The sequence below is a fragment of the Nonomuraea roseoviolacea subsp. carminata genome (assembly GCF_024172185.1).
Classification (GTDB): Bacteria; Actinomycetota; Actinomycetes; order Streptosporangiales; family Streptosporangiaceae; genus Nonomuraea; species Nonomuraea roseoviolacea.
On the sequence record NZ_JAMZEC010000001.1, the window covers coordinates 2400278 to 2422750 of the forward strand.

The window sequence follows — 22473 nt, forward strand, 5'->3', positions numbered from 1 at the left end:
GGTCCAGACCAATTTCACGCGTCATTCTCCTTATGGCAAAGGCGATTCCCCATCCCCTCGTTTGGGTAAGCCGGAGCTGTAGTAAGAGTTACGGCGGGCTACCTGGGGAGGAACTGCCGTGGAGGGGCCGTTCATACGCATCGAGGACACCGGCGAGGTGGTCCCGTTGCGCCCCGAGATCACGACGGTCGGGAGGGGCCGCGGTGTCGACATCCGGCTGACCGACCCCAGCGTGTCTCGGCTCCATGCCGAGTTCGTCAGGCGAGGACCCTACCTGTACGTCGTTGACCTGGGCCTGTCCCGCAACGGCACGCGGGTGAATGGCAGGCCGATCGCCCGGAGGGTCCTTGACGACGGCGACGTCGTCTCCTTCGGCGCGGCGCGCGGCCGCATCGGCGGTGTCCCCCGCGAGGACTTCGCCCCGGAGGTCGAGCTGCGCAGGGCCGCGGCGCCGGAGCTGACCAGGCGCGAGGTGGACGTCCTGACCTCGCTCTGCCGGCCGGCGCTGTCCGACGAGGCGTTCGTGGCCCCGGCGACGGCCCGCGAGATCGCCGACGACCTGGTCGTGACGGAGGCCGCGGTCAAGCAGCACCTGCTGCGGCTGTACCAGAAGTTCCGTATCCCGGAGGGCACCAACCGGCGCACCCGGCTGGCCAACGAGGTGGTCGCGCTGGGCCTGGTCCGGCCGACCCCCGTGGTGCCGCCGCAGCGCACGGGCACCCCGGCCGACCAGCCGTCCGCGGCGGGCCGCCGGGCCTCGTAGACCGGTTCCGTCCGATCGCCACACGAAGCCGATTCGGACGCCTACGTGAAGCGGATCGCCACCGGCGCCTCGGCCAGAGGCGCCGGCAGCGCCAGCGGATCGGAGCCCGGCGTCAGCGTGCCCAGCACCCGCGCCCCCGTGGCGCCGGTGCAGCTCGGCACGGTGGCGGGCAGGCCGTGCGCGGTCAGCCAGCCGAACAGCGAGAAGGCGATGGCCTCCTTGGCATCGGCGGGCACGCCGAGCTCGTCGCTGGTGAGCAGCCGGGTGTCCGGCACGCGGGCGCGCAGCATGCCCATGAGCGTGGGGTTGCGGACGCCGCCGCCCGACACGATCACCGTGTCGAGCCGGTGCCGGCGGATCTCGGCGGCCACGGTCTCGGCCGTCAGCGCCGTCAGCGTGGCCACCAGGTCGGGGAGCGGCAGGTCGGCCTTGACGTAGCCGGGCGCGAACAACTCTTTACCGGTGGATTTCGGCGGTTCCTCGGCGTAGTACGGCTCGGCCAGCAGCTCCGCCAGCAGTCTCTCGTCCACGGCGCCGGCCGCGCCGAGCGCCCCGTCCTCGTCGTACGGCGGGGCGGCGGCGTCGATGAGCGCGCACGCGGGCCCGGTGTCGTAGGCGATCGCGGGCTCGCGCACGGTCAGGTTGGCGATGCCGCCCAGGTTGAGCGCGCCCGAGCGGCCGGGCAGCCCGGCCATGAGCAGCAGGTCCAGGTACGACACGAGCGGCGCGCCCTGCCCGCCGGCCGCGACGTCGCGCGCCCGCACGTCCGAGACGACCGGCAGGCCGGTGCGCTCGGCGATCCAGGCGGGCTGGCCGAGTTGGAGGGTGCCCCTGACCCGGCCGTCCTCGACCCAGTGGAAGAGCGTCTGGCCGTGCGAGCAGATCAGCTCGGCCCAGGGCGCGCGCGCCGCCGCCTCGGCGAACGCCTGGCCGATCAGGGTGTCCAGCGCGCACACCTCGCCCATGTCCACCCGGTTCGGCGGCAGGGCGGCCACGATGCGGGCCCGCAGCCCGGCCTCGTACGGCTCCTCACCGGTGTGCTCGACCACGCCGGTGAGGACGCCGCCGCTCAGCGACCAGTCGACGACGGCGCTGTCGATGCCGTCGTGCGAGGTGCCGGAGATGAGGCCCAGAACCCGCATCGCGCTCCTTGCCCGTGCTAGATGACCACGAAGCCGTTGCTCGGCTTGCTGGTCCGGTTGACGCGGTCCACGGCCACCACGTGGTAGTGGTCTCCCCGCTTGCCCTCGGGGTCCACCCAGCGCACCTGCCGGTCGCCGGGGACGACGGCGACGAGGTTGCTCGCGTTGTCGAACGCGCCCTGGCCGGGCCGCCCGGAGAAGCGGAAGATCGCGAACAGGAACGGCTCGTCCCGGCCGGTCGCGACCGCCCGCACCTCGACGCCGCCGGAGCGGCGCAGCGCGTAGGCGAGCACGGGCCGGCGCGGCGGCTCCCCGCCGGCCAGGCGCGGCACGACCGGGGCGAGCGCGGGGCGCGTGTAGTGGTTGTTGACCGCCGTGCTGATCGAGCCGATGCGGTCGACGCGCACGTCGTTGGCGTTGTACCAGATGTCGCCGGACACCTGCGGATGCGCGCGGTTGAGCGTGAGGTGGTCGGACAGCTCCGCCGGGTCCTGCCAGTCGGCCGCCTGCGCCGGGTCGCCGGCCTTGTAGGCGGCCTGGCCGATCCACAGCAGCGTGTTCGTGCCGTTCGCCACGTCGGACCACCACGGGACGAGCTTGGAGTAGTCGGCCGGCGGCTGGCCCATGTACCAGTAGAGCTGCGGCGCGATGTAGTCCAGCCAGCCCTTCTTCACCCAGCCGCGGGTGTCGGCGTGCAGGCCGTCGTACGACTGCCCGCCGCTGGTGTCGGAGCCGAGCGGGTCGCTGGCCTTGTTGCGCCAGATGCCCGACGGGCTGATCCCCCAGGCGACCTCCGGCTTGGCCTCGCGGACGCGCTGCTGCATCTCCGAGACCATGAGGTCGACGTTGTGCCGCCGCCAGGTGGCCAGGTCGGGGAAGCCTGCGCCGTACTGGGCGAAGGCGGCGCTGTCGTCGAACGCCGTCGTGTTGGTCGGGTAGAAGTAGTCGTCGAAGTGCAGGCCGTCGATGTCGTAGCGGGTGAGCGCGTCGAGCATGGCGTCCTGGCAGAACTTGCGGACCTCCGGCAGGCCGGGGTTGTAGTAGAGCTTGCCGCCGAACGGCAGGATCCACTCGGGGTGCTTGCGGCCGGGGTGGTCGGGGTGCAGCTTGGACGGGTCGGTCTGCATCGACACCCGGTACGGGTTGAACCAGGCGTGGAAGGCCAGGCCGCGCTTGTGCGCCTCGGCCACGGCGAAGCCGAGCGGGTCGTAGCCGGGGTCCTGCCCCTGCACGCCGGTCAGCCAGTGCGACCACGGCTCGAACGGCGACGGCCAGAACGCGTCGGCGGTCGGCCGGATCTGCACGAACACCGAGTTCAGCTTGCGCTGCACGGCCAGGTCGACCCAGGCGATGAACTCGGCCTTCTGCTCGTCGGCGGACAGCCCCTGCTTCGAGGGCCAGTTGATGTTGGCCACCGACGCGATCCACATGCCGCGCATCTGGTGCAGCGGCGGGACGTACGCGGCCCCGTCGGCGGTGGGGCTGGTGGTCGGGTCGGCGTAGGCGGGCAGCGGCACCGCGGACGCGGCGGCGGCGAGGGCGAGACCTTTGAGGACTGTCCTTCTGCTCGGCATGGGGGGTGGCCTCTCGGAAGCGGTTGTGTCGAGGGCGACGATGACAGAAAATTACCTTCAGTTCAATAATCGTGAAGGAAAATGCCGCGCACGCCCGCCCCGGCGTCACCGGTGACATCCGTCCCCCACAGCCGCCTGGTCACGGGACCGGCGAAGGAGGTCCCATGACCACTGACCTGTACGGGCTCGCGTCCGCCGTGCTGCAACCCGGCTACGACGGCGTGGAGGTGCCCGACTGGATGCGCCGTGCGCTGGGCGAGGGCCTGGGCGGCGTGGTGCTGTTCGCCCGCAACCGGCCGGACGCCGAGGTGGTGCGCCGCCTGCGCGCCGAGAACCCGGCCGTCGTCGTGGCCGTGGACGAGGAGGGCGGCGCGGTCACCCGGCTGGAGGTCGAGCGGGGCAGCTCGTTCCCCGGCAACCGCGCGCTCGGCGTCGTGGACGACGTGAAGCTGACCGAGCGGGTCGGCCGCCAGATCGGCCGGATGCTGGCCGAGGCCGACATCACGCTCGACTACGCGCCCTCGGCCGACGTCAACGCCAACCCCGCCAACCCGGTCATCGGCGTCCGCTCGTTCGGCCCCGAGCCCGGTCTGGTGGCCCGCCACACGGCCGCGTACGTGCGGGGCGTGCAGGGAGCCGGGGTCGCCGCCTGCGCCAAGCACTTCCCCGGGCACGGCGACACCGTCACCGACTCGCACCTGGCGCTGCCCACCGTGCACGTCTCGCGGGAGACGCTGGCCGAGCGCGACCTGCCGCCGTTCCGCGCCGCCGTCGAGGCCGGCGTCCAGTCGATCATGTCCGGTCACCTGCTCGTCCCCGACCTGGACCCCGACGCGCCCGCGACGCTCAGCCGGACGATCCTGACCGACCTCCTCAGGGAGGAGCTCGGCTTCGACGGGATGCTCGTCACGGACGCCATCGAGATGCGGGCGGTCGCCGCGCTGCACTCCCCCGGCGAGATCGCGGTGCGCGCGCTCGCGGCCGGCGCCGACGCCGTCTGCGCCGGCCTGGTCACCGAGGACGGCCTGGCCGAGCTGCGATCGGCCATCGTGACGGCGGTCCAGGACGGGGTCCTGCCGGAGGAGCGCCTGGCCGAGGCGGCGTCCCGGGTGCGCGCGGTCTCCCGCTGGTACGCCGGGCAGGCGGCGGCCCGCGCCACGGCCGTCGCCGACGCCGACCCCGGCGTGGGCCTGGAGGCGGCCAGGGCCGCCCTGACCACGACCGGCACGGCCCGGCTCACCCGCCCGCCGCTCGTCGTGGAGGTCAACACGCGGCTCAGCCAGGCCGTGGACCCGTCCATGCCGACGGGCCTCACGGCGGCGCTGGCCGAGCTGCTGCCGGGGACCGAGCGGGTGCGCATGACCGACGGGGGCGAACTGCCGGCGTTCGACGAGCGGCCCGTCGTGCTCGCCGTCCACGACGCGGCCCGGCACGCGTGGGTGCGGGAACGGGTGGAGCAGGCCGTACGGGTGCGGCCGGACACGATCGTGGTGGACACCGGCATCGCCGGGCCGCCCCAGGGCGCGGCGCACGTCGCCACGCACGGCATCTCCCGCGTGTCGGCGCGCGCGGCGGCCGAATGGCTGACGCGATGACCGACCGCCTCACGGGCGCGGCGGCGGGCCGGGCCGCCCCGCCTCCCGAGCCCGCCAACCCCGCCGCCGCCGTCCGCGCCGTGCTCCCCTCCCTCACCCCGGCGGCGCGGGCCATCGCGCGCATCATCCTCGACGACCCCGAGCTGGTGGTACGCAGCACGATCACCGAGTTCAGCGCGGTGTCCGGCACGAGCGAGGCGACGATCGTCCGCACGGCCCGGGTGCTCGGCTACAGCGGCTACTCCCAGCTGCGCTTCGCGCTGGCGGCGGCCGTGGCGGTCGCCAAGGAGCCCGAACGCCTCGTACCGGGCGACCTCGGCCCCGAGGACCCGCTCACCGACGTGATCGCCAAGGTGGCGCGCGCCGAGTCGGAGGCGCTGGCGGACACGGCCGCCCAGCTCGACCCCGAACAGCTCGGCGAGGTCGTCACGGCCATCGCCGCCGCCCGCCGCGTGGACGTCTACGGGGTCGGCGCGTCGGGCCTGGTGGCGACGGACATGTCGCAGAAGCTGCTGCGGATCGGCCTGTCGAGCCACCCGTTCGCGGACGCCCACCTGGCGCTGACCAGCGCCGCCCTGCTCAAGGAGGGCGACGTGGCGGTGGCCATCAGCTGCAGCGGCGAGACGCCGGACGTGCTCGTCCCGGCCCGCACGGCGGCCGATGCCGGCGCCATGGTCGTCGGCATCACCAACAACCCGCGCTCGACACTGGCGGGACTGGCCCACCACACGATGGTGTCGGCGGGACGGGAGACCGCCTTCCGGCCAGGGGCGCTGGCCAGCCGCATCAGCCAGCTCCTGATCGTGGACTGCGTGTTCGTCGGGCTCGCCCAGCGCACGTACGACACGGCGGACGCCGCCATCCGCGCCACCCGCGAGGCCACGGAGCGCTACCGGCTCCGCTGACGTCCGAAGAGCAAGGTCCTCACGGGGGGCGCGCTCCGCGCGAGGGGCATTCGGGCCGCGCCCCCCAGGGAGCTCCCGCCCCCTTCGACCCCCGCCAACGGCATGGCCCTCGCTCCGCTCGGACGCCCCCAGCAGGGCTCCGCCCCGCACCCCGACCAGGGGCCTGCCGGCCCCCGGACCCCCGAGTCGTTGACCGGCCATGCTGGCGGGGCGGTTGCACGACCACTGCGCGAAGGACGACGATCGGCGACGCGTCGGCATCCGTCGTGGCCGCCGCCCTCGAGAAAGGCTTCCCATGGACCAGACCGCGCCCCCGGCCGACCTCGGCGAGGTCTTCGCCCAGCCGTTCACGCCCCGCTTCTACGAGATCGACGGCCAGGGCGTCATGTTCAACATGTGGTACCTGGCCTATGTCGACGAGGCGGTGACCGGCTTCTTCGCCCACCGCGGCCTGCCGTACGACAAGTGGCCCGAGCTGGGTTTCGACGTGCGTGTCGCCCACGCCGAACTCGACTGGAAGGAGGGCATCGAGGGCGGTGAACGGTCCGAGGTGCTGATCAGCACCTCCCGTATCGGAGGCAAGAGCTTCACCTTGGACTTCGCCTTCCGGCGCGACGGGAGGACGACCTGCACGGGCCGCGTCGTCTACGTCACGGTGGCGACCGGCGATTCCGCCACGATTCCGCTGCCGTCCCCCCTGATCGACGCGCTGGGCGCGATCGCCCCGCTGCGCTAGGGCCTGTTTTGTGGATCTCATGCAAGCCATAGCAGCAGGCAGGCGATGGTGACAGCTGCCTGGTAGTGAACGGCGAGCTTGTCGTAGCGGGTGGCGATGCCTCTGAACTGCTTGAGCCGGTTGAAACAGCGTTCGACGACGTTGCGACGTTTGTAACGGGCAGGGTCGAACGCGCAGCGCCGGTGCCCTCGATGAGCTCGCCCAGCCAGCTGGTCGACGCGTTCAGGGATGGTCGCGCTGATACCCCGCCGGCGCAGATAGGTACGGATGGCCCGGGAGCTGTAGCCCTTGTCAGCGATGACGTGCTGAGGCCGGGTGCGGGGACGGCCAAGGCCGAGCCGAGGGACGCGAACGGCTGCCATCACACGGGTGAACTCGGTGCAGTCGTTGATGTTGCCGCCGGTGAGAACGAACGCCAGCGGCAGGCCGCGTCCGTCGGTGGCCAGGTGGAGTTTGGTGGTCAGTCCGCCGCGCGAGCGCCCGAGCGCCTGTCCGCCTTGATCCCCAACGTGATGGTTCGTCCTTGCCGGGTTCCCCCTTTACGGGCGCCCGCGGCGTGCTGGTGGGCCCGGACAATGGTCGAGTCGACGCAGACGGCCGACCAGTCCACCGCTCCTGCCGCATCCTCGTGAGCCTGGACATGCTCCAGCAGCCGCTGCCACGTCCCATCCGCTGACCAGCGACGGAACCGCTGATAGATCGTCTGCCAAGGGCCATACCGTTCGGGGATGTCCCGCCAGTCGGCACCGGTGCGGATCTTCCACACGATGCCGTTGAGCACTTGACGGTGATCCCGCCACCGGCCACCTCGTCCTGGGTGGGCCGGCAGTAGCGGCGCGATACGTTCCCACGCGGCATCGGTTAACTCATGGCGACGGACCATGTACCCATCGAGCCACACCCGAGCTCATCGCGCTGCCCGAATCGGCGAATCAGGAGGTTGAACCCACCTCCTGATCCACAAAACACGCCCTAGGACCGGCGGCCCCGCCTGGCGGCGACAGCCGGGGCCGCCAGGGTCGTCACCTGTCGGCGACGAGCGTGCCGCCCACGGCGTAGCCGTCGGCCGGGTAGTCCTGGATCCAGATGTGCACGCTGTCCGCCGGGATCTTGTAGGCGTCCACGAAGGCGTCGGTGATCCGGTTGACCAGGTCCCGCTTGAGCTCGGGGTCCTTGGGGAGCTGCTGGATCGTGACGGCAGGCATGAGGTGTCTCCTCCATGAGTGGTGTGGATTGCTGCGCTTTGCGCACCATCAGTCAATCGGCGCCGCGCGCCGGGAACCAGACGCAGTCCGGACCTGCTGCGATCACTGATGCTGATCGTCACTTATGCTCGGGCCCGTGGAGCTTCGTCAGGTGCGCTGCTTCGTGGCCGTGGCCGAGGAACTGCACTTCGGGCGGGCGGCCGAACGCCTCCTGCTCGGCCAGCCCGCGGTCAGCCAGCACATCAGGCGGCTGGAGCGGGAGCTGGGGGTCGAGCTGTTCGACCGATCCCCCCGGCATGTCCGGCTCACCGCCGCCGGTGAGCTGTTCCTGCCCGGCGCCCGCAAGATCCTCGCCGCCGAGGAGGAGGCGCGGGCCGCCGTCGCCGCGCTGGCCGGGCCGGGAGAGGGGCGGGCGGGCGTGTTCCGGCTCGGCACCGTGACCGGCCTGGGCCCGCGGCTGGACCGGATCCTCGACGCCTACGAGCAGCACGCGCCCGGCGTGCGGGTCGAGCTGGTCTCCCTGCCCGTCAAGGAGAGACTCGCGCGGCTCGTCGGCGACCGCCTGCACGCCGCGTTCGTCCGCGCCGCCGTGCCGGACGACGACCCCGAGCTGCGGTTCATCCCGCTCTGGGAGGAGGAGCTCCTCGTCGCGCTGCCCGCCCGCCATCCCCTCGCCGCGGGGGACCCGCCGGCGCTGGCGGACCTCGCCGGCCTGCCGCTGCGGCTCACCGACCGCCGTACCAACCCGGCCCTGGTCGATCTGGTGGTGAACGCCTGCCATGAGGCCGGCTTCGAGCCCGTTCCGGCTCCGGCGGCCAGCACGATGCACGACACCCTGGCCGCCGTCGGGGCGGGCGCCCCCACCTGGACGGTCGTCTACGCGGCCAACGCCGCGATGACCAGTGTTCCGCGGGTGGTCTTCCGCCGTCTGCGCGACCGCGTCCTCACCCTGCCGACCTCGCTCGCCGTGCGACGCTCGCGTGCCGTTCCCCGTGTCCTGCTCGCGGCCTGCCGTGGTGACAGGACCTGACGACAACCTGTTCGCCTCGGGTCAGCCCTGCCCCATCCGCCTCCTGAGACGGAATAGGCTCATGCCTGCAGTCGGGCCTGGGCGCAAGGTAAGGGGAACAGGTGAGCGATTCGTTCGTGCATCTCCACGTACACACCGAGTACAGCATGCTGGACGGGGCGGCCAAGATGTCGCCGCTGTTCGGCGAGGCGGAGCGGCTAGGGATGCCGGCGATCGCGATGTCGGACCACGGGAACATGTTCGGCGCCTACGAGTTCCACAAGGTCGCCAAGGGCGGCGGCGTCAAGCCGATCATCGGCATCGAGGCCTACGTGGCGCCGGAGAACCGCTTCCACAAGAAGCCCGTCTTCTGGGGGTCGCGGGCCGAGACCGGCGTGGCCGACGGTGAGGGCGGCAAGGACGTCTCCGGCGGTGGCCGCTTCACCCACATGACGATGTGGGCCAAGGACGCCGACGGGCTGCGCAACCTGTTCCGGCTCTCGTCGCTCGCCTCGTTCGAGGGCTACTACAGCAAGCCGCGCATGGACATGGACCTGATCTCCCAGTACGCCTCGGGCATCATCGCCACCACCGGCTGCCCGTCCGGCGCCGTGCAGACCCGGCTGCGGCTCGGCCAGTACGAGGAGGCCGTCAAGGTCGCCTCGGCCTACCAGGACATGTTCGGCAAGGAGAACTACTTCCTGGAGCTGATGGACCACGGCATCGACATCGAGCGGGAGGTCCGGGCGGACCTGCTGCGCCTGGCCAAGCAGCTCGACATCCCCCTGCTGGTCACCAACGACAGCCACTACGTGACCGAGGACCAGGCCGACGCCCACGACAGCCTGCTGTGCGTGGGCGTCGGCAAGAACAAGGACGACCCCAACCGGTTCCGGTTCAACGGCTCGGGCTACTACCTCAAGAGCGCCGCGGAGATGCGGGAGCTGTTCTCCGAGCTGCCCCAGGCGTGTGACAACACGCTCCTGGTCGCCGAGATGGTCGGCGACTACAGCGAGGTGTTCGCCTACGTGGACCGCATGCCGCAGTTCCCCGACGTCCCGGAGGGGGAGACCCAGGAGTCGTGGCTGCGCAAGGAGGTCGAGCGCGGCCTGGAGCTGCGTTACGGCACTCCGATCCCCGATGAGGTGCAGGAGCGCTACGAGACCGAGATGAAGGTCATCGGTCCGATGGGGTTCTCCTCCTACTTCCTCGTCGTGGCCGACATCTGCAAGTACGCCCGCGACAACGGCATCCCCGTCGGGCCCGGTCGTGGAAGCGCCACCGGCTCGATCGTCGCCTACGCCACCCGCATCACCGAGCTCGACCCCCTTGAGCACGGCCTGCTGTTCGAGCGCTTCCTCAACCCCGAGCGCATCAACCCGCCGGACGTCGACCTCGACTTCGACGACCGCCAGCGCGACCGCATGGTGGCCTACGTCACCGAGAAGTACGGCAAGGAGATGACCGCCCAGGTCAACACCTTCGGCACGATCAAGGCCAAGGCCGCCGTCAAGGACGCCGCCCGCATCCTCGGCTACCCGTTCGTCGTCGGCGACAAGATCACCAAGGCGATGCCGCCGGACGTCATGGGCAAGGGCGTCCCGCTGGCCAAGCTGTTCGACAAGGACCACCCCCGCTACGTCGAAGGCGTGGAGATCCGCGCGCTGTACGACAACGACGCGGACGTCAAGAAGGTGATCGACACCGGCCGCGGCATCGAGGGCCTGATCCGCGGCACCGGCGTCCACGCCGCGGCGGTCATCCTGTCCTCGCATCCGCTGCTGGACCTGATCCCCATGCACATGCGGGACAAGGACGGCGTGGTCATCACCGGGTTCGACTATCCCTCGTGCGAGGAGATGGGCCTGGTCAAGATGGACTTCCTGGGTCTGCGGAACCTGGGCATCATCGACCACGCCATCAAGATCATCGAGCAGAACCGGGGCGTCAAGCTCGACACCCTCACCATCCCCCTGGACGACGAGACCACGTACAAGCTGCTGGCCCGCGGCGACACCCTCGGCGTCTTCCAGCTCGACGGCGGCCCCATGCGCCAGCTCCTCAAGCTGATGGAGCCCACCCGGTTCGAGGACATCGCCGCCGTGCTCGCCCTGTACCGGCCGGGCCCGATGGCCGCCAACGCCCACACCAACTACGCGCACCGCAAGAACGCCCGCCAGGACATCGAGCCCATCCACCCCGAGCTGAAGGACGCGCTCGACCCCATCCTCGGCCCGACCTTCCACCTGCTGGTCTACCAAGAGCAGATCATGGCCGTCGCCCGGGAGCTGGCCGGCTACACCCTCGGCGGCGCCGACCTGCTGCGCCGCGCCATGGGCAAGAAGAAGCCCGAGATCCTGGCCAAGGAGTTCGTGAACTTCCAGGCCGGCATGCGCGGCAACGGCTACAGCGACGAGTCGATCCAGGCGCTGTGGGACGTCATGCTGCCGTTCTCCGGCTACGCCTTCAACAAGTCCCACACCGCCGGATACGGTCTGGTCGCCTACTGGACCGCCTACCTGAAGGCCAACTACCCGGCCGAGTACATGGCCGCCCTGCTGACCAGCGTCGGCGACGACAAGGACAAGGCCGCCGTCTACCTGGCCGAGTGCCGCAAGATGGGCATCCAGGTGCTCCCGCCCGACGTCAACGACTCCCAGCTCGACTTCGTCGCCGTCGGCGACGACAAGGTCCGCTTCGGGATGGGCGCGGTGCGCAACGTCGGCGAGAACGTCGTCGAGGGCATCGTCAAGGCGCGCAAGGACAAGGGCGCCTACACCGACTTCAACGACTTCCTCGACAAGGTGCCGCTGGTGGTGTGCAACAAGCGCGTCATCGAGTCGTTGATCAAGGCGGGCGGGTTCGACTCGCTCGACCACCCGCGCAAGGGCCTGCTCATGATCCACGAGCAGGCCGTCGACTCCGTCATCGACATCAAGAAGAACGAGGCCCACGGCCAGGACTCCCTGTTCGGCGGCCTGTCCGACGCGGGCGACGACCAGAGCTTCACCATCGCCATCCCCGACCTGGCCTGGGACAAGAAGACCCAGCTCGACTTCGAACGCGAGATGCTCGGCCTGTACGTCTCCGACCACCCGCTGGCCGGCACCGAGCGGCTCCTCGCCCGCAACCGCGACACCACGATCGCCGACCTGCTGGAGAGCGGCCGCGACGACCGCGGCGACGTCCGCGTGTGCGGGCTGATCACCAAGGTCGACAAGCGGGTCAACAAGGCCGGCAACATGTGGGCGATCGCCACGGTCGAGGACATGGACGCCGCCGTGGAGTGCCTGTTCTTCCCCAAGACCTACGAGCTGTACGCGCCGTACCTGCGCGAGGACCTCGTGGCATCGGTGGGCGGGCAGATCAACAACCGCGACGGCGCCATCTCGGTCTTCGCCCAGGACCTGACCACGATCGACATCTCCAGCGTGACCAGCGACTCCGGGCACCCGGTCACCATCCAGATCCGCGAGGAGCGCCTCAACGAGCGGCTGGTCGAGGAGCTGCGCAACGTGCTGAAGATGCACGAGGGCAGCGTGCCGCTGCGGATCAACCTGCGGCGGCTGTCCGGCCAGACCATGGTGCTCGCCGTGCCGGAGTTCCCGGTCAACGCCGAGACGTCGTTCGCGGCCGACATCAAGGCGCTGTTCGGGCCGGAAGCCATCACCCTGTGACCGCGCGGCGGCGCATCGACCTGGCCGTCAGCGACGAGCCGCCGACCTGCCCCCGGTGCGCCGGCCGGGGGCTGGCTCTGGTGCGCGTCCCGTACGGCTGGACGAACGCCGCCGGCGTGCCGGTGCGCAGCCGTACCGGGATCGTGCTGTGCGAGCGCTGCGACGCCGACACGCCGCACGCGGCGCCGCTCATCACGTGGTTCCACGTGCACGGGCGGGTGCGGGACGACACCGGCGCCGAGTTCGCGCGCGTGCTCAGGGCCTGGGCCGAGCACGCCGAGGTGCCGCCGCTGGACGAGCGGGCGCTGGAGGACGAGATCGCGCTGTGGGGGCGCGGCGCGCTGTAACCCCATGGTTCTGCCCGACAGGCTCGACCGGGTGGTGAGAACTCGATCCGCCACATCGGGGAAAAACGGGCATGACACAAACGCACCCGGCGGAGACGGCCGAGGTGGACGACGCCGAACTGATCCGGTGGTCACGTGACGACCCGGAACAGTTCGGCGGCTTGTTCGACCGCTACATCGAGCAGATCCACCGTTTCGTCGCCAGACGGCTCGGCACCCAGGCGGCCGACGACATCGCGGCCGAGACGTTCCTGACCGCTTTTCGCAGCCGCGCCTCCTACGACCCCGCCCAGCGGCTCGCCGGCCCCTGGCTTTACGGCATCGCGACCAACCTCATCGCCAAGCATCGGCGCGGCGAGGAGAGGTTCCTGCGCGCCCTGAGCCGTTCCGGTACGAGCCCGATGCCGGAGCCGCCGATGGCCGACAGGGTCGTCGGCCGCGTGGCCGCACAGGAGGTGGACCGCCGGCTCGCGGGGGCGCTGGCGTCCATGTCCTCCGGCGACCGCGACGTGCTGCTGCTGGTGGCGTGGGGCGAGCTGACGTACGAGGAGGTCGCGGCGGTGCTCAGGGTGCCGATCGGGACGGTCCGCTCGCGTCTCCACCGAGCGCGCAAGAAGGCACGGATCGCCCTCGGGGGCGACGATCCGACAAGAGAGGTCGCATGATGGACGAGATCAAGCAGTTCCTCGGATCCACCCCGGTGATCACCCGGGAGGCGAAGGACGCGGCACGCGCCCAGCTCCAGCGGGCGATGCGGGACCCGCTCCCCCAGCCGGCGAGGCGGCGCACGTTCCGCCTCCCGCGCCTGGCCTGGCGGTTCGGGATCGCCGCCGTGGCGGCCTCGGCCCTGCTCGTCGGCTACGGCGTCGTGCGCGGTGGCGACCGGTCGGTCGCGTACGCCGACGTCAGGGACCTCGGCGAGCGGGCCGCCGAGGCAGCCGAACGTCACTCCGACGACGCCTACACGAGAACCCCTTCTCCGGGTCAGTGGCTGTACGTGAAGGAGTCGATCGCCCCGCTGCTCGCCGAGCCCCGGCCCGAGGTGGATCGCGACAGGCGCGAGACCCTGGAGCTCTGGTACAGCCTGGACGGCAGGCAGGTGGCGATGGACGACGGCGCGGGCAAGCTCGTCATCGAGGAGGTGAGCACCGGTCTCAAGGCCGCCGACCTGGCCCGGGAGCCGGTCACGCCCGACGGGGTGCTCGCCAAGGTCAAGGCGGCCGTCGCCGCGACCCCCGCCTCGCCGTTCGACCAGGGCAGGTCCGAGCAGGAGCGCGCCTTCCAGACGATCAGCACGCTCATGGGCGGGCAGCCGCTCACACCGCCGGTCCGCGCGGCGCTGTTCCGGGCACTGCCGAAGATCGACGGCGTCTCGGTCAAGCAGGACGCCGTGGACGCCGCGGGCCGCCACGGCGTCGCCTTCGCCTACACCGGGCCGCGGGAACGTTCTGAGATCATCCTCGACGCCGAGGACTACCGCTTCCTCGGCCTCTACGGCGAGAACCTCTTCGACCAGGCATGGCCGGGAGAGGGAATGCCGTTCTCCCCTCCTCCCGGGACGAAGAGGGGTACCGTCAAGGCCGGCGCTCCCCTGGTGTGGAGCGCGCAGCTGGAGACGAAGGTCGTCGACAAGCCGGGGAACCTTCCCCAGCGATAGGCGCCCCGCCAGGAGCGGACGCCGGCGGCGCGCGGGCGGTGATCCCGGTGGGTAGGGTCGGTCGCAGAGCCGGGCGAAGGGCTGGTGACGCGGTGGCCGACTCCGACGGACGCGACCTGCGGTTGCGCACCTACTGGGACCGCCAGGCCGTGACCTACGACCAGCGGATGGCGTTCGCCGAGCGGCGCTTCTTCGGCGACACCCGAGCGTGGCTCTGCCGCCAAGCCGTGGGCGAGGTGCTCGCGCTGTGCGCGATCCCCGACGAGTCGCGGGCGCTGGCCGAGATGGACCGGGTGCTGCGGCAGGGCGGCCTGCTTCTGCTGGCCGACCACGTCGCCGCGTCCTCCTGGCCGGTCCGGGTGGTGCAGGCGGCGGCCGACCTGGTGAGCGTTCCATTGCAGGGAGAGCACTTCCGGCGCCGGCCGCTGCCGCGGGTCACCGCCATGGGGTTCGCGGTGGAGCGGCACGACCGGTTCAAGCTCGGCGTGATCGAACGCTTCGCCGCCCGCAAACCCGCCCGCTGACGGCGTCCTCGGCGTGCCGGTCGGGCTGTCGCCGGAGCGCGGGCGACACTGGGATTCCGCACGCGAGGGGACCGCGAGGGGGACACGGTGAGCGTACGGGAAGCGACCTTCGACGTCCTGCGCAGAGCCGGGCTGACCACGGTCTTCGCCAATCCGGGATCCACCGAGGTCACGCTGCTCGGCGGGCTGCCGGACGACCTGAGGTTCGTGCTGGGGCTGCACGAGGGGTCCGTGGTGGGCATGGCCACCGGATGGGCCATGGGGCACGACGCGCCGGCGCTCGCCGTGCTGCACACCACGGCCGGGCTCGGCAACGCGGTGGGCGCGATCGCGACCGCCCGGGTCAACCGGGTGCCGCTGATCGTCCTCGTGGGCCAGCAGGACCGGCGGCACCTGGCGCTGGAGCCGTTCCTCGCGGGGCACCTGGCCGGGCTGGCGGGCGACTACCCGGTGTGGGCGGACCAGCCGGTCCGGGCCCAGGACGTGCCGGGCGCCGTGGCGCGGGCCGCCCATGAGGCGGTCACGTTCCGGGGGCCGGCGCTGGTCGTGGTGCCGATGGACGATTGGGACGCGCCGTACGAGGGCGAGATCCTCGCCGCGCCGGCGCGCCTGCTGCGCCCGCCCGCCCAGCCGGGTCCCGGTGGCGGCAGCGGCTCGGAGGCGGACCCGGCGCCGCTGGCCGAGCTGCTGGGCGGGGCGCGGGCGCCGGTCATCGTGGCGGGGGCGGGGGCGTGCGGCGCGTGGGAGCCGCTGGTCGCGCTCGCCGAGCTGCTCGGGTGCCCGGTGTGGCAGGAGCCGTTCGGGGCGCGGGCCGGGTTCCCGCAGGACCATCCGCTGTTCGCGGGCGTGCTGGCGGCCGACCGCCCGGGGCTGCGGGCCGCGCTGGCGGGGCACGACGTGGTGCTCGCCGTGGGCGCGCCGGTCTTCCGGCAGTACGCGTACACGCCGGGGCCGCTGGTGGAGCCGGGCACGACGGTGGCGCTGGTCACGGACGACCCGTCGGAGGCGCATCGCAGCCCGGCCGACCTGGCCTACCTCGCGGACCCGGCGGCCACCTGCGCCCGCCTGGCAGCCCTCCTCCCCGCTCGCCTTCGCGGGGCGGCGGGCGACGGCCCGGCCGCGCGGGTCCGGTCCGCGCGGGAGGCCGTGCCGCCCGTGCCCGCCGACGGGCGGCCGCTGCGGTCCGCGCACGTGCTGCGGGAACTCGCCCGCCGCCTGCCCGGCGACGCCGTGCTCGTGGAGGAGGCCCCGTCGGCGCGGCCCGACCTGCACCGGCTGGTGCCCGCCCGCAACCCGCTCGGGTTCGTGTCGGCCGCGATGGGCGGGCTGGGGTTCGCGCTGCCGGCGGCCGTGGGGCTGCGCATGGCCCTGCCCGACCGGCCCGTGGTGGCGGTGACCGGCGACGGCTCCGCCCTGTACGGCCTGCACGCTCTGTGGAGCGCCGCCCACTACCGGGTCGGCGCGCTGTTCCTGGTGCTGTCCAACAGCCGGTACGCGGTGCTGGACCGGCTCGCCGACCGCCACGGCGCGAAGGCCCCGTGGCCCGCCTTCACCGAGGTGGACGTGAGCGGCCTGGCCAGGTCGCTGGGCTGCCGGTCGCTGCGCGTTGAGACCCACGCCGAGCTGACCGCCGTCCTGGACGAGGTCGTGCCCGCGCTGGCCGTGCGGGAGGAGCCGCTGCTGGTCGACGTCACCGTGGCCGTGGACCACGACTACCGGCCATGACCATGTGACGGGTCAGGCGCCGACCCCGAGGAGCTTGCCGAGCAGCGTGCTCAACTGGCCGCGCTCCTCCGGCGTAAGAGCGTGGAAGGCGTCGTCGAGGAAGGCCGGGACGGACGTCTGGGCCTCGACCAGCCGCCGGCGGCCGGTGTCGGTGATGGTGACGGCGTAGGAGCGGCGGTCGCGGGGGTTGCGCTCCCTGCGCACGTGGCCCGCCCGTTCCAGGTCGTCGCAGACGCTGACCATGACGCTGCGGTCGATGCGCAGCTCCTCGCTGAGCGTCTGCTGGGAGCAGGGGCCGACGGCGTCGAGCATCTGGAGCACGAGATGCTGCCCGACCCCGAGGCCCTCCTCGGCGGCGTGCGTGTCCGCGGCGCGCGCGACGGCGGCTGATGCCCGGCACAGCGCGATGTCCAGCCGCTCGGCGGCGAGCTGCGGAAAGTACGTCAGCCGCGCGCGCTCGGCCGACCTGGTCGTGGTCGCCATCGGTCTCCTCTTCGCTCTGCCGCCACTCTACCGCAGACCATCTCCTCGCAGATCGTTTGACAGCAGATGATTTTTGGCCATACGGTCCCATTCGTCTGTCAGCAAATTGTTTGTACTCAGATGGAGTGTGGTCGTGCCACGAACCGACGGCCGCGAACGGACAGCCCTGGTGGTGCTGTGCGCAGCGGTGTTCCTGGACTCGATGGACCTGTCCCTGATGGGCGTCGCCCTGCCCGCCATCGGGCGCGATCTGTCACTGCCGGAGAGCCTCCTGCAGTGGCTGATGTCCGGTTACGCGATCGCCTACGGCGGGTTCCTGCTGCTCGGCGGCCGGATAGCCGACCTGTTCGGCCGGCGCCGCGTGTTCCTGCTGTCGCTGGCGGTCTTCGCCGCGGCGAGCCTGGCCGGCGGCCTGTTGTCGGACGGGTGGCCGCTGGTCGTCACCCGGGTGGTCAAGGGGGTGGCCGCCGCGCTCACCGCGCCCGCGGCGCTGTCGCTCATCACCACCACCTTCGCCGAAGGGCCGTCGCGCAACCGGGCGCTGGGGGTGTACGCGCTGGCCGGGGCGACCGGCTACACCGCCGGATTGATCGCCTCCGGCCTGCTGACCGAGATCAGCTGGCGACTGGTGTTCTTCCTGCCCGTACCGGTCGCGGTGCTGGTGCTGGTCGTGGCGCCGCTGGTGCTGCCGCGGGGCCTGCGGCCGCCCGGGGCACGTGAAGGCTTCGACGTCGCCGGCGCGGGAGCGGTCACCGGGGGCGTGCTGCTGCTGGTGTTCGCCCTGACCGAGCGGAACTGGCCGGCCGGCGTGGTGGCCGTGCTGCTGCTGGGCGCCTTCGTGCTCGTCGAACGCCGGCAGTCCGCCCCTCTCGTCCCGCTGGAGGTGTTCGGGGTCGCCACCGTGCGGGCCGCCAATCTCTCGGCGCTGGCCTGGGCGTGCGCGACCATCGGCTGGCAGTTCGTCGCCGTCCTGTACCTGCAGCAGGTGCTCGGCTACACCGCGCTGGCCACCGGGCTCGGGATCGTCCCGATGGGCCTGGCCATCGTCGTCACCGCCAACCTGGCCGGCAGGCTGATCGGCCGCTGGGGTCTGGGCCGGGTGGCCGCGACCGGGATGCTGGTCCAGGGCGCGGGAATCCTGCTGTTCCTGCGGGCCGGGGCCGGCGGCGACTACCTCACGGTGCTGCTGCCCGCCCTCGTCGTGCACGGCATCGGCAACGGGCTGTCCTTCCCCAGCCTCAACATCGCCGCCGTCGGCGGCCTGCCGGACGAGCGGCAGGGCCTGGCCTCGGGCCTGATCACCTCCTCCGTCCAGATCGGCGCCGGGATCGGCGTCGCGGCGCTGGCCGCCCTCATGACCCTGGGCGGCTCCGCGCTGGGCGGCTACCGGATCGCGTTCCTCACGGCGGGCGGCTTCTCCCTGCTGGGCGCCGTCATCGCCGCGTACGGCCTGCGCCCGCGCCGCCCGGCACCCGTACCCACCGCCTGAAAGGAGGCCCGTCGTGACGTTGCCCCTCACCCCCGACGAGCTGCTGAGCACCACCCGTGCCGTGCGCAAGCGCCTGGACTTCACCCGCCCCGTGCCGCGCGAGCTGATCGAACAGTGCGTGGACCTGGCCGTGCAGGCCCCGACCGGGCGCAACAGGCAGCGCTGGCACTTCCTCGTCGTCACCGAGCCCGCGCAGCGGCGGGCCGTGGCCGACATCTTCCTGCGCGCCCTGCCCCTGGCCGGCGGGCAGCCGCTCACCGAGCGCGACCTGTGGCGCATGAACTACCATCCCCGCTCCACCGAGCAGGTCTTCGACGGCCTGCGCCACCTGGCCGACAACATCCACCGGGTGCCCGCGTTCGTCATCCCCGCGGTGGAGGGCCGCACCGACCGCGCCCCGGTGACCGTGCAGGCGGGAGCATGGGGGTCGATCCTGCCCGCCGTGTGGAGCTTCATGCTGGCCGCCCGGGCGCGCGGCCTGGGCACGGTGTGGACCACCGCCCAGGCGCCGCTCGAACGCGAGCTGGCCCAGGTGCTCGGCGCGCCGCACGAGGAGGTCATGCTGGCGGCCTTCATCCCGCTGGCGTTCACCATCGGCACCGACTTCAGGCCGGCCCCCCGCATCCCACGAGAGGAGGTCCTGCACTGGGACCGGTGGTGAGCGCACCGGCCGGGCCGCCCCTGACCGCGCACCCGTCCGGCCGCGGCCGGTGACCGGGTCGTACCCTTGCCAGATGTCCTCGGCGAGATCCGCACTGCTGTACGCCGGCTTCGTGCTGGCCGCGCTCAACCTGCGCCCGGCCCTCGCCGGCCTCTCCCCCCTCCTCGACGAGATCATGACGGACGTCGGGCTCACGCCCCCGCAGGGCGGGGCGATCACCACGGTCATGGTGCTGTGCCTGGGCCTGTTCGGCTGGCTGACCCCGTTCCTGGCCCGCCGGACGGGGCTCGACCGGACGCTGCTCGCCGGCCTGCTGCTGCTGGCCGTCGGCGTGCTCGTCCGGGCGGCGGACGGCGCGCCCGCCCTCTACCTGGGCGCCGCCCTGGCGGGCACCGCCATCGCCGTCATGAACGTCGCCATGCCCGGCGTGGTCAAGCAGCACTTCCCCGACCGCGTCGGGCCCTGGACGTCGGTCTACGTCTCGGCCCTGGTCGTGGGCGCCGGGGCGGGGGCCGCGCTGATGGTGCCGCTGGAGCGGCTCACCGGGTACGGCTGGCGGGAGGTCTCCGCGCTGGCGGCGGTGCCGGCGCTGGCCGCCGCGCTGCTCTGGCTGCCCCAGGCGCTCCGCCGGCCCCAGGACGGCACGGACTCGCGGGGCGCGCCGCCCTGGGGCGCGGACTCGCGGGGCGCGGACTCCCGGGGCCCGGCCCCGGCCGTGCGGGCCAGGCCGTTCGCGGCGCTGTTGCGGAGCGGGACGACGTGGTGGGTGACCGCGTTCATGGGGCTCCAGTCGCTGACCTTCTACATCATGCTCGCCTGGCTGCCCACGATCTTCCAGGACGCCGGCCTGCCCGCCGACCAGGCCGGCTACCTGCTGAGCCTCACCAACCTGGCCCAGGTCGGGGCCACCTTCACGGTGCCGGTCCACGCGGGGCGGCGCCTGTCGCAGGTGCCGCACGTGGTGGCGTCGTCGCTGCTCACGATCGCCGGGTACGTGGGCGTGCTGGCCGCGCCCACCACCGTGCCGTGGCTGTGGATGATCGTGCTGGGGCTCGGCCAGGGCGCCTCGCTCGCGCTGGCGCTGCTCATCATCACCCAGCGCGCCCCCGACCCGGCGTCGGTGACGGCGCTGTCGGCGGTGGCGCAGTCGTTCGGCTACGTGCTGGCCGCGCTGGGGCCGCTGCTGATCGGCCTGCTGCGGCAGGAGTCGGGCGGCTGGACGGTGCCGCTGCTCGCGGGCGTCGCGGCCTGCGTGGTGCAGGCCGTGACGGGCGTCCGAGCCGCCCGCCCCCACCTGACCGCCTCCGGCGGTCGCTCGACGGCGGCGCGGACCTGAGCCTCGGCGATTCCGGCCAGGGCGGCGCGCGTCTCGGGCCGCCTCCCGGCGGGCGCGGGCCGGACGGGGGCGAAGAGCGTCACCTCGACGACCAGATGGCGGGTGGCGGCCACCCGCAGCAGGGAGGCGAGCAGCGAGTCGTCCCCTACGTAGCAGCCGCGGGTGGACGTCACCGCGCCCTCGCGGTAGCGCAGCGTCGCCGGGCGCACGGCGGCGCCCGCGTCGATCGCCGCCTGGAACACGGCCGGCCGGAACTCCCCCATCCCGCGCCCGCACCAGGTGGTGCCCTCGGGGAAGGCGACCACCGTGTCGCCCGCTCGCAGAGCGCCCGCGACCGTCGCGACGGCCGACGGCAGCGCGGAGAGCCGCTCCCGGTCGATGAACACCGCCCCGGAGCCCGCCGCCAGCGTACGGACGAGCGGCCATTCGCCGATCTCCCGCTTGGCCAGCGGACGTGACGGCACCACGGCGGCCATGACCAGCGGGTCCATCCACGAGACGTGGTTGGCCACCAGCAGGGTCCCCGTGCGCACGGCCGTCCGCGGTCCCGTGGGAAGAGTGGCGTCCGCCGCGATCGCGACCCTGACGCCGAGCGCGCGCAGCAGTGCCCGCGCCCAGGCCGTCGTGATCCGGGCCCGCCGGGACGTACGGGCCCGGCGGACCAGGAGGGCGACCGGGACACCGGCCAGCAGCACGAGCGCCGCCGCGAGGAGCCGCGACACGCGCCGGAGAGGCCCCGCGGCGGCGACCGGGGGCTCCACGCAGGCGGCGGGCGAGCACGGTCCCATCCGCAGCCACGGGTTGGCCTCCGCGAGCCGGGCGGCGGCGCTCACAGCGGCTCCCCGAGGAAGTGCCGCAGGTAACGGGTGTTCACCTGGGCCATCGAGAGCAGGACGAAGAAGTCGGCGGTGCCGAAGGCCCGGTCGTGCGCGGGCGCCCCGCACACCCAGGCACCCAGCCGCAGGTAGCCGCGCAGGAGGGCGGGGACCACGAACCGGTCGGAACCGGCCGTGCCCTTCGCCCGCCAGGGGTCGCGCGGCGTGACGCGATACTCCTCGGGGCCCAGGGGGACCCGTTGGGCGACACCGGCCGCGAGCGCGCCGCCGTCGTCGAGGGGGACCGAGCAGCAGCCCACCAGCCACTGGTGGCCGCCGCTCACCATGTACCGCGCGATGCCCGCCCAGAGCAGCCCGACCACCGCGCCCTTCCGGTGGCCGGGGTGGACGCAGGTGCGGCCCACCTCGACCAGGTTCCTCCTGAGGGGCGCGAGGGTGCCGAGATCGAACTCGGCATCGGAGTACAGCCGGTCGGCGCGCCCGGGAGGGAGCAGCCGGTAGGTGCCGACCACCGTGTCCCCGTCGCGCACCAGGAGGTGATCGCAGTAGGCGTCGAACCGGTCCACGTCCAGGCCGGAGACCGGGCTGTCGAGCCGCGCCCCCATCTCCTCCGCGAAGACCTGGTGCCGGAGGCGCTGCGCGGCCCGCACGTCGGCGGGGCTCGTGGCCAGGCCGACCGTGTACCGTCCGGTGTCGGGAGAGCCGGTGTCGAGAGAGCCGGTGTCGAGCGAGATGGTCATCGGCGCGAGTCCTTCCCTGGAGGCGTCTCGCGACAATGTCGACATATCGACGTGACGACGGAGTCTCCC

The 22473-nt window shown here is 72.6% G+C and carries 20 protein-coding genes and 1 pseudogene; 14 read left to right on the forward strand and 7 right to left on the reverse strand.

The window, feature by feature from the left end; all coding sequences use genetic code 11:
• Positions 1-118 precede the first annotated feature (118 nt).
• Positions 119-763 carry an FHA domain-containing protein gene (locus tag HD595_RS10760; protein ID WP_253768097.1) on the forward strand — a complete coding sequence of 215 codons (645 nt, stop codon included), beginning with the start codon at positions 119-121 and terminating at the stop codon, positions 761-763.
• Positions 764-804: 41 nt separating this feature from the next.
• On the opposite strand, the gene HD595_RS10765 is transcribed toward HD595_RS10760, so the two are convergent.
• Both HD595_RS10765 and HD595_RS10770 read right to left on the reverse strand, forming a co-directional pair.
• Complete coding sequence (locus tag HD595_RS10765) at positions 805-1905, reverse strand: anhydro-N-acetylmuramic acid kinase (RefSeq protein ID WP_253768099.1); 1101 nt, start codon at positions 1903-1905, stop codon at positions 805-807.
• 17 nt (positions 1906-1922) lie between these two features.
• Positions 1923-3479, reverse strand: a complete 1557-nt coding sequence (locus HD595_RS10770) for a glycoside hydrolase family 10-like protein (RefSeq protein WP_253768101.1) — start codon at positions 3477-3479, stop codon at positions 1923-1925.
• 164 nt (positions 3480-3643) lie between these two features.
• Here HD595_RS10770 and HD595_RS10775 point away from each other — a divergent pair, with 164 nt between their 5' ends.
• From HD595_RS10775 to HD595_RS10785, 3 genes are all read left to right on the forward strand, one after another.
• Positions 3644-5074: a glycoside hydrolase family 3 protein gene (locus HD595_RS10775; protein ID WP_253768103.1), complete on the forward strand. Its 1431-nt coding sequence runs from the start codon at positions 3644-3646 to the stop codon at positions 5072-5074.
• Positions 5071-5979, forward strand: a complete 909-nt coding sequence (locus tag HD595_RS10780; RefSeq protein WP_253768105.1) for a MurR/RpiR family transcriptional regulator — start codon at positions 5071-5073, stop codon at positions 5977-5979. The genes HD595_RS10775 and HD595_RS10780 overlap by 4 nt, the downstream gene beginning before the upstream one ends.
• 295 nt (positions 5980-6274) lie before the next feature.
• On the forward strand, positions 6275-6715 hold the full coding sequence (locus HD595_RS10785; RefSeq protein WP_253768107.1) for an acyl-CoA thioesterase: 441 nt from the start codon (positions 6275-6277) through the stop codon (positions 6713-6715).
• Positions 6716-6732: 17 nt separating this feature from the next.
• Here the strand turns inward: HD595_RS10785 and HD595_RS10790 are convergent.
• Positions 6733-7598, reverse strand: a protein-coding gene (locus tag HD595_RS10790; protein ID WP_420540749.1) for an IS5 family transposase whose coding sequence is annotated in 2 segments (ribosomal slippage) — positions 6733-7202 and positions 7202-7598 — 867 coding nt in all. Because the reading frame shifts where the segments join, the coding sequence is not laid out codon by codon here.
• A gap of 139 nt (positions 7599-7737) precedes the next feature.
• The gene (locus HD595_RS10795) at positions 7738-7920 is read right to left on the reverse strand and encodes a tautomerase family protein (protein ID WP_253768109.1); all 183 of its coding nucleotides are present in this window, start codon (positions 7918-7920) and stop codon (positions 7738-7740) included.
• Positions 7921-8056: 136 nt separating this feature from the next.
• Here HD595_RS10795 and HD595_RS10800 point away from each other — a divergent pair, with 136 nt between their 5' ends.
• The 7 genes from HD595_RS10800 to HD595_RS10830 all read left to right on the forward strand — a co-directional run bounded on the left by HD595_RS10800 (position 8057) and on the right by HD595_RS10830 (position 16859).
• Positions 8057-8950 (forward strand): LysR family transcriptional regulator, encoded by an 894-nt coding sequence (locus HD595_RS10800; RefSeq protein ID WP_253768111.1) that lies wholly within the window; start codon positions 8057-8059, stop codon positions 8948-8950.
• A 101-nt stretch (positions 8951-9051) separates the two neighbouring features.
• Positions 9052-12606, forward strand: coding sequence for a DNA polymerase III subunit alpha (gene dnaE, locus HD595_RS10805; RefSeq protein ID WP_253768113.1), 3555 nt, complete (start codon positions 9052-9054; stop codon positions 12604-12606).
• Positions 12603-12953: a DUF6300 family protein gene (locus tag HD595_RS10810; RefSeq protein WP_253768115.1), complete on the forward strand. Its 351-nt coding sequence runs from the start codon at positions 12603-12605 to the stop codon at positions 12951-12953. The genes dnaE and HD595_RS10810 overlap by 4 nt, the downstream gene beginning before the upstream one ends.
• 71 nt (positions 12954-13024) lie before the next feature.
• On the forward strand, positions 13025-13618 hold the full coding sequence (locus tag HD595_RS10815) for an RNA polymerase sigma factor (protein ID WP_253768117.1): 594 nt from the start codon (positions 13025-13027) through the stop codon (positions 13616-13618).
• Complete coding sequence (locus HD595_RS10820) at positions 13615-14610, forward strand: CU044_5270 family protein (RefSeq protein ID WP_253768119.1); 996 nt, start codon at positions 13615-13617, stop codon at positions 14608-14610. Before HD595_RS10815 ends, HD595_RS10820 begins: the two co-directional genes overlap by 4 nt.
• A 92-nt stretch (positions 14611-14702) precedes the next feature.
• Positions 14703-15134, forward strand: coding sequence for a class I SAM-dependent methyltransferase (locus tag HD595_RS10825; protein WP_253768120.1), 432 nt, complete (start codon positions 14703-14705; stop codon positions 15132-15134).
• Positions 15135-15221: 87 nt separating this feature from the next.
• Positions 15222-16859 (forward strand): thiamine pyrophosphate-dependent enzyme, encoded by a 1638-nt coding sequence (locus tag HD595_RS10830; protein ID WP_253768122.1) that lies wholly within the window; start codon positions 15222-15224, stop codon positions 16857-16859.
• Positions 16860-16871: 12 nt separating this feature from the next.
• Here the strand turns inward: HD595_RS10830 and HD595_RS10835 are convergent, their stop codons facing one another.
• Positions 16872-17342, reverse strand: a complete 471-nt coding sequence (locus tag HD595_RS10835; protein WP_253768124.1) for a MarR family winged helix-turn-helix transcriptional regulator — start codon at positions 17340-17342, stop codon at positions 16872-16874.
• A gap of 133 nt (positions 17343-17475) precedes the next feature.
• Here HD595_RS10835 and HD595_RS10840 point away from each other — a divergent pair, with 133 nt between their 5' ends.
• The 3 genes from HD595_RS10840 (at position 17476) to HD595_RS10850 (ending at position 20828) form a co-directional block, all read left to right on the forward strand.
• Positions 17476-18831 carry an MFS transporter gene (locus tag HD595_RS10840; RefSeq protein WP_253768126.1) on the forward strand — a complete coding sequence of 452 codons (1356 nt, stop codon included), beginning with the start codon at positions 17476-17478 and terminating at the stop codon, positions 18829-18831.
• 13 nt (positions 18832-18844) lie between these two features.
• On the forward strand, positions 18845-19492 hold the full coding sequence (locus HD595_RS10845; protein ID WP_253768127.1) for a nitroreductase family protein: 648 nt from the start codon (positions 18845-18847) through the stop codon (positions 19490-19492).
• Positions 19493-19565: 73 nt separating this feature from the next.
• Positions 19566-20828, forward strand: coding sequence for a CynX/NimT family MFS transporter (locus HD595_RS10850; protein WP_253768129.1), 1263 nt, complete (start codon positions 19566-19568; stop codon positions 20826-20828).
• 206 nt (positions 20829-21034) lie between these two features.
• On the opposite strand, the pseudogene HD595_RS45730 reads toward HD595_RS10850, so the two are convergent.
• Together HD595_RS45730 and HD595_RS10860 are read right to left on the reverse strand one after the other, a co-directional pair.
• Positions 21035-21616 (reverse strand): annotated as a pseudogene (locus HD595_RS45730) (lysophospholipid acyltransferase family protein); the annotation flags it as partial.
• Positions 21617-21657: 41 nt separating this feature from the next.
• The gene (locus HD595_RS10860; protein ID WP_253768131.1) at positions 21658-22404 is read right to left on the reverse strand and encodes a GNAT family N-acetyltransferase; all 747 of its coding nucleotides are present in this window, start codon (positions 22402-22404) and stop codon (positions 21658-21660) included.
• Between the last annotated feature and the right edge of the window lie 69 nt (positions 22405-22473).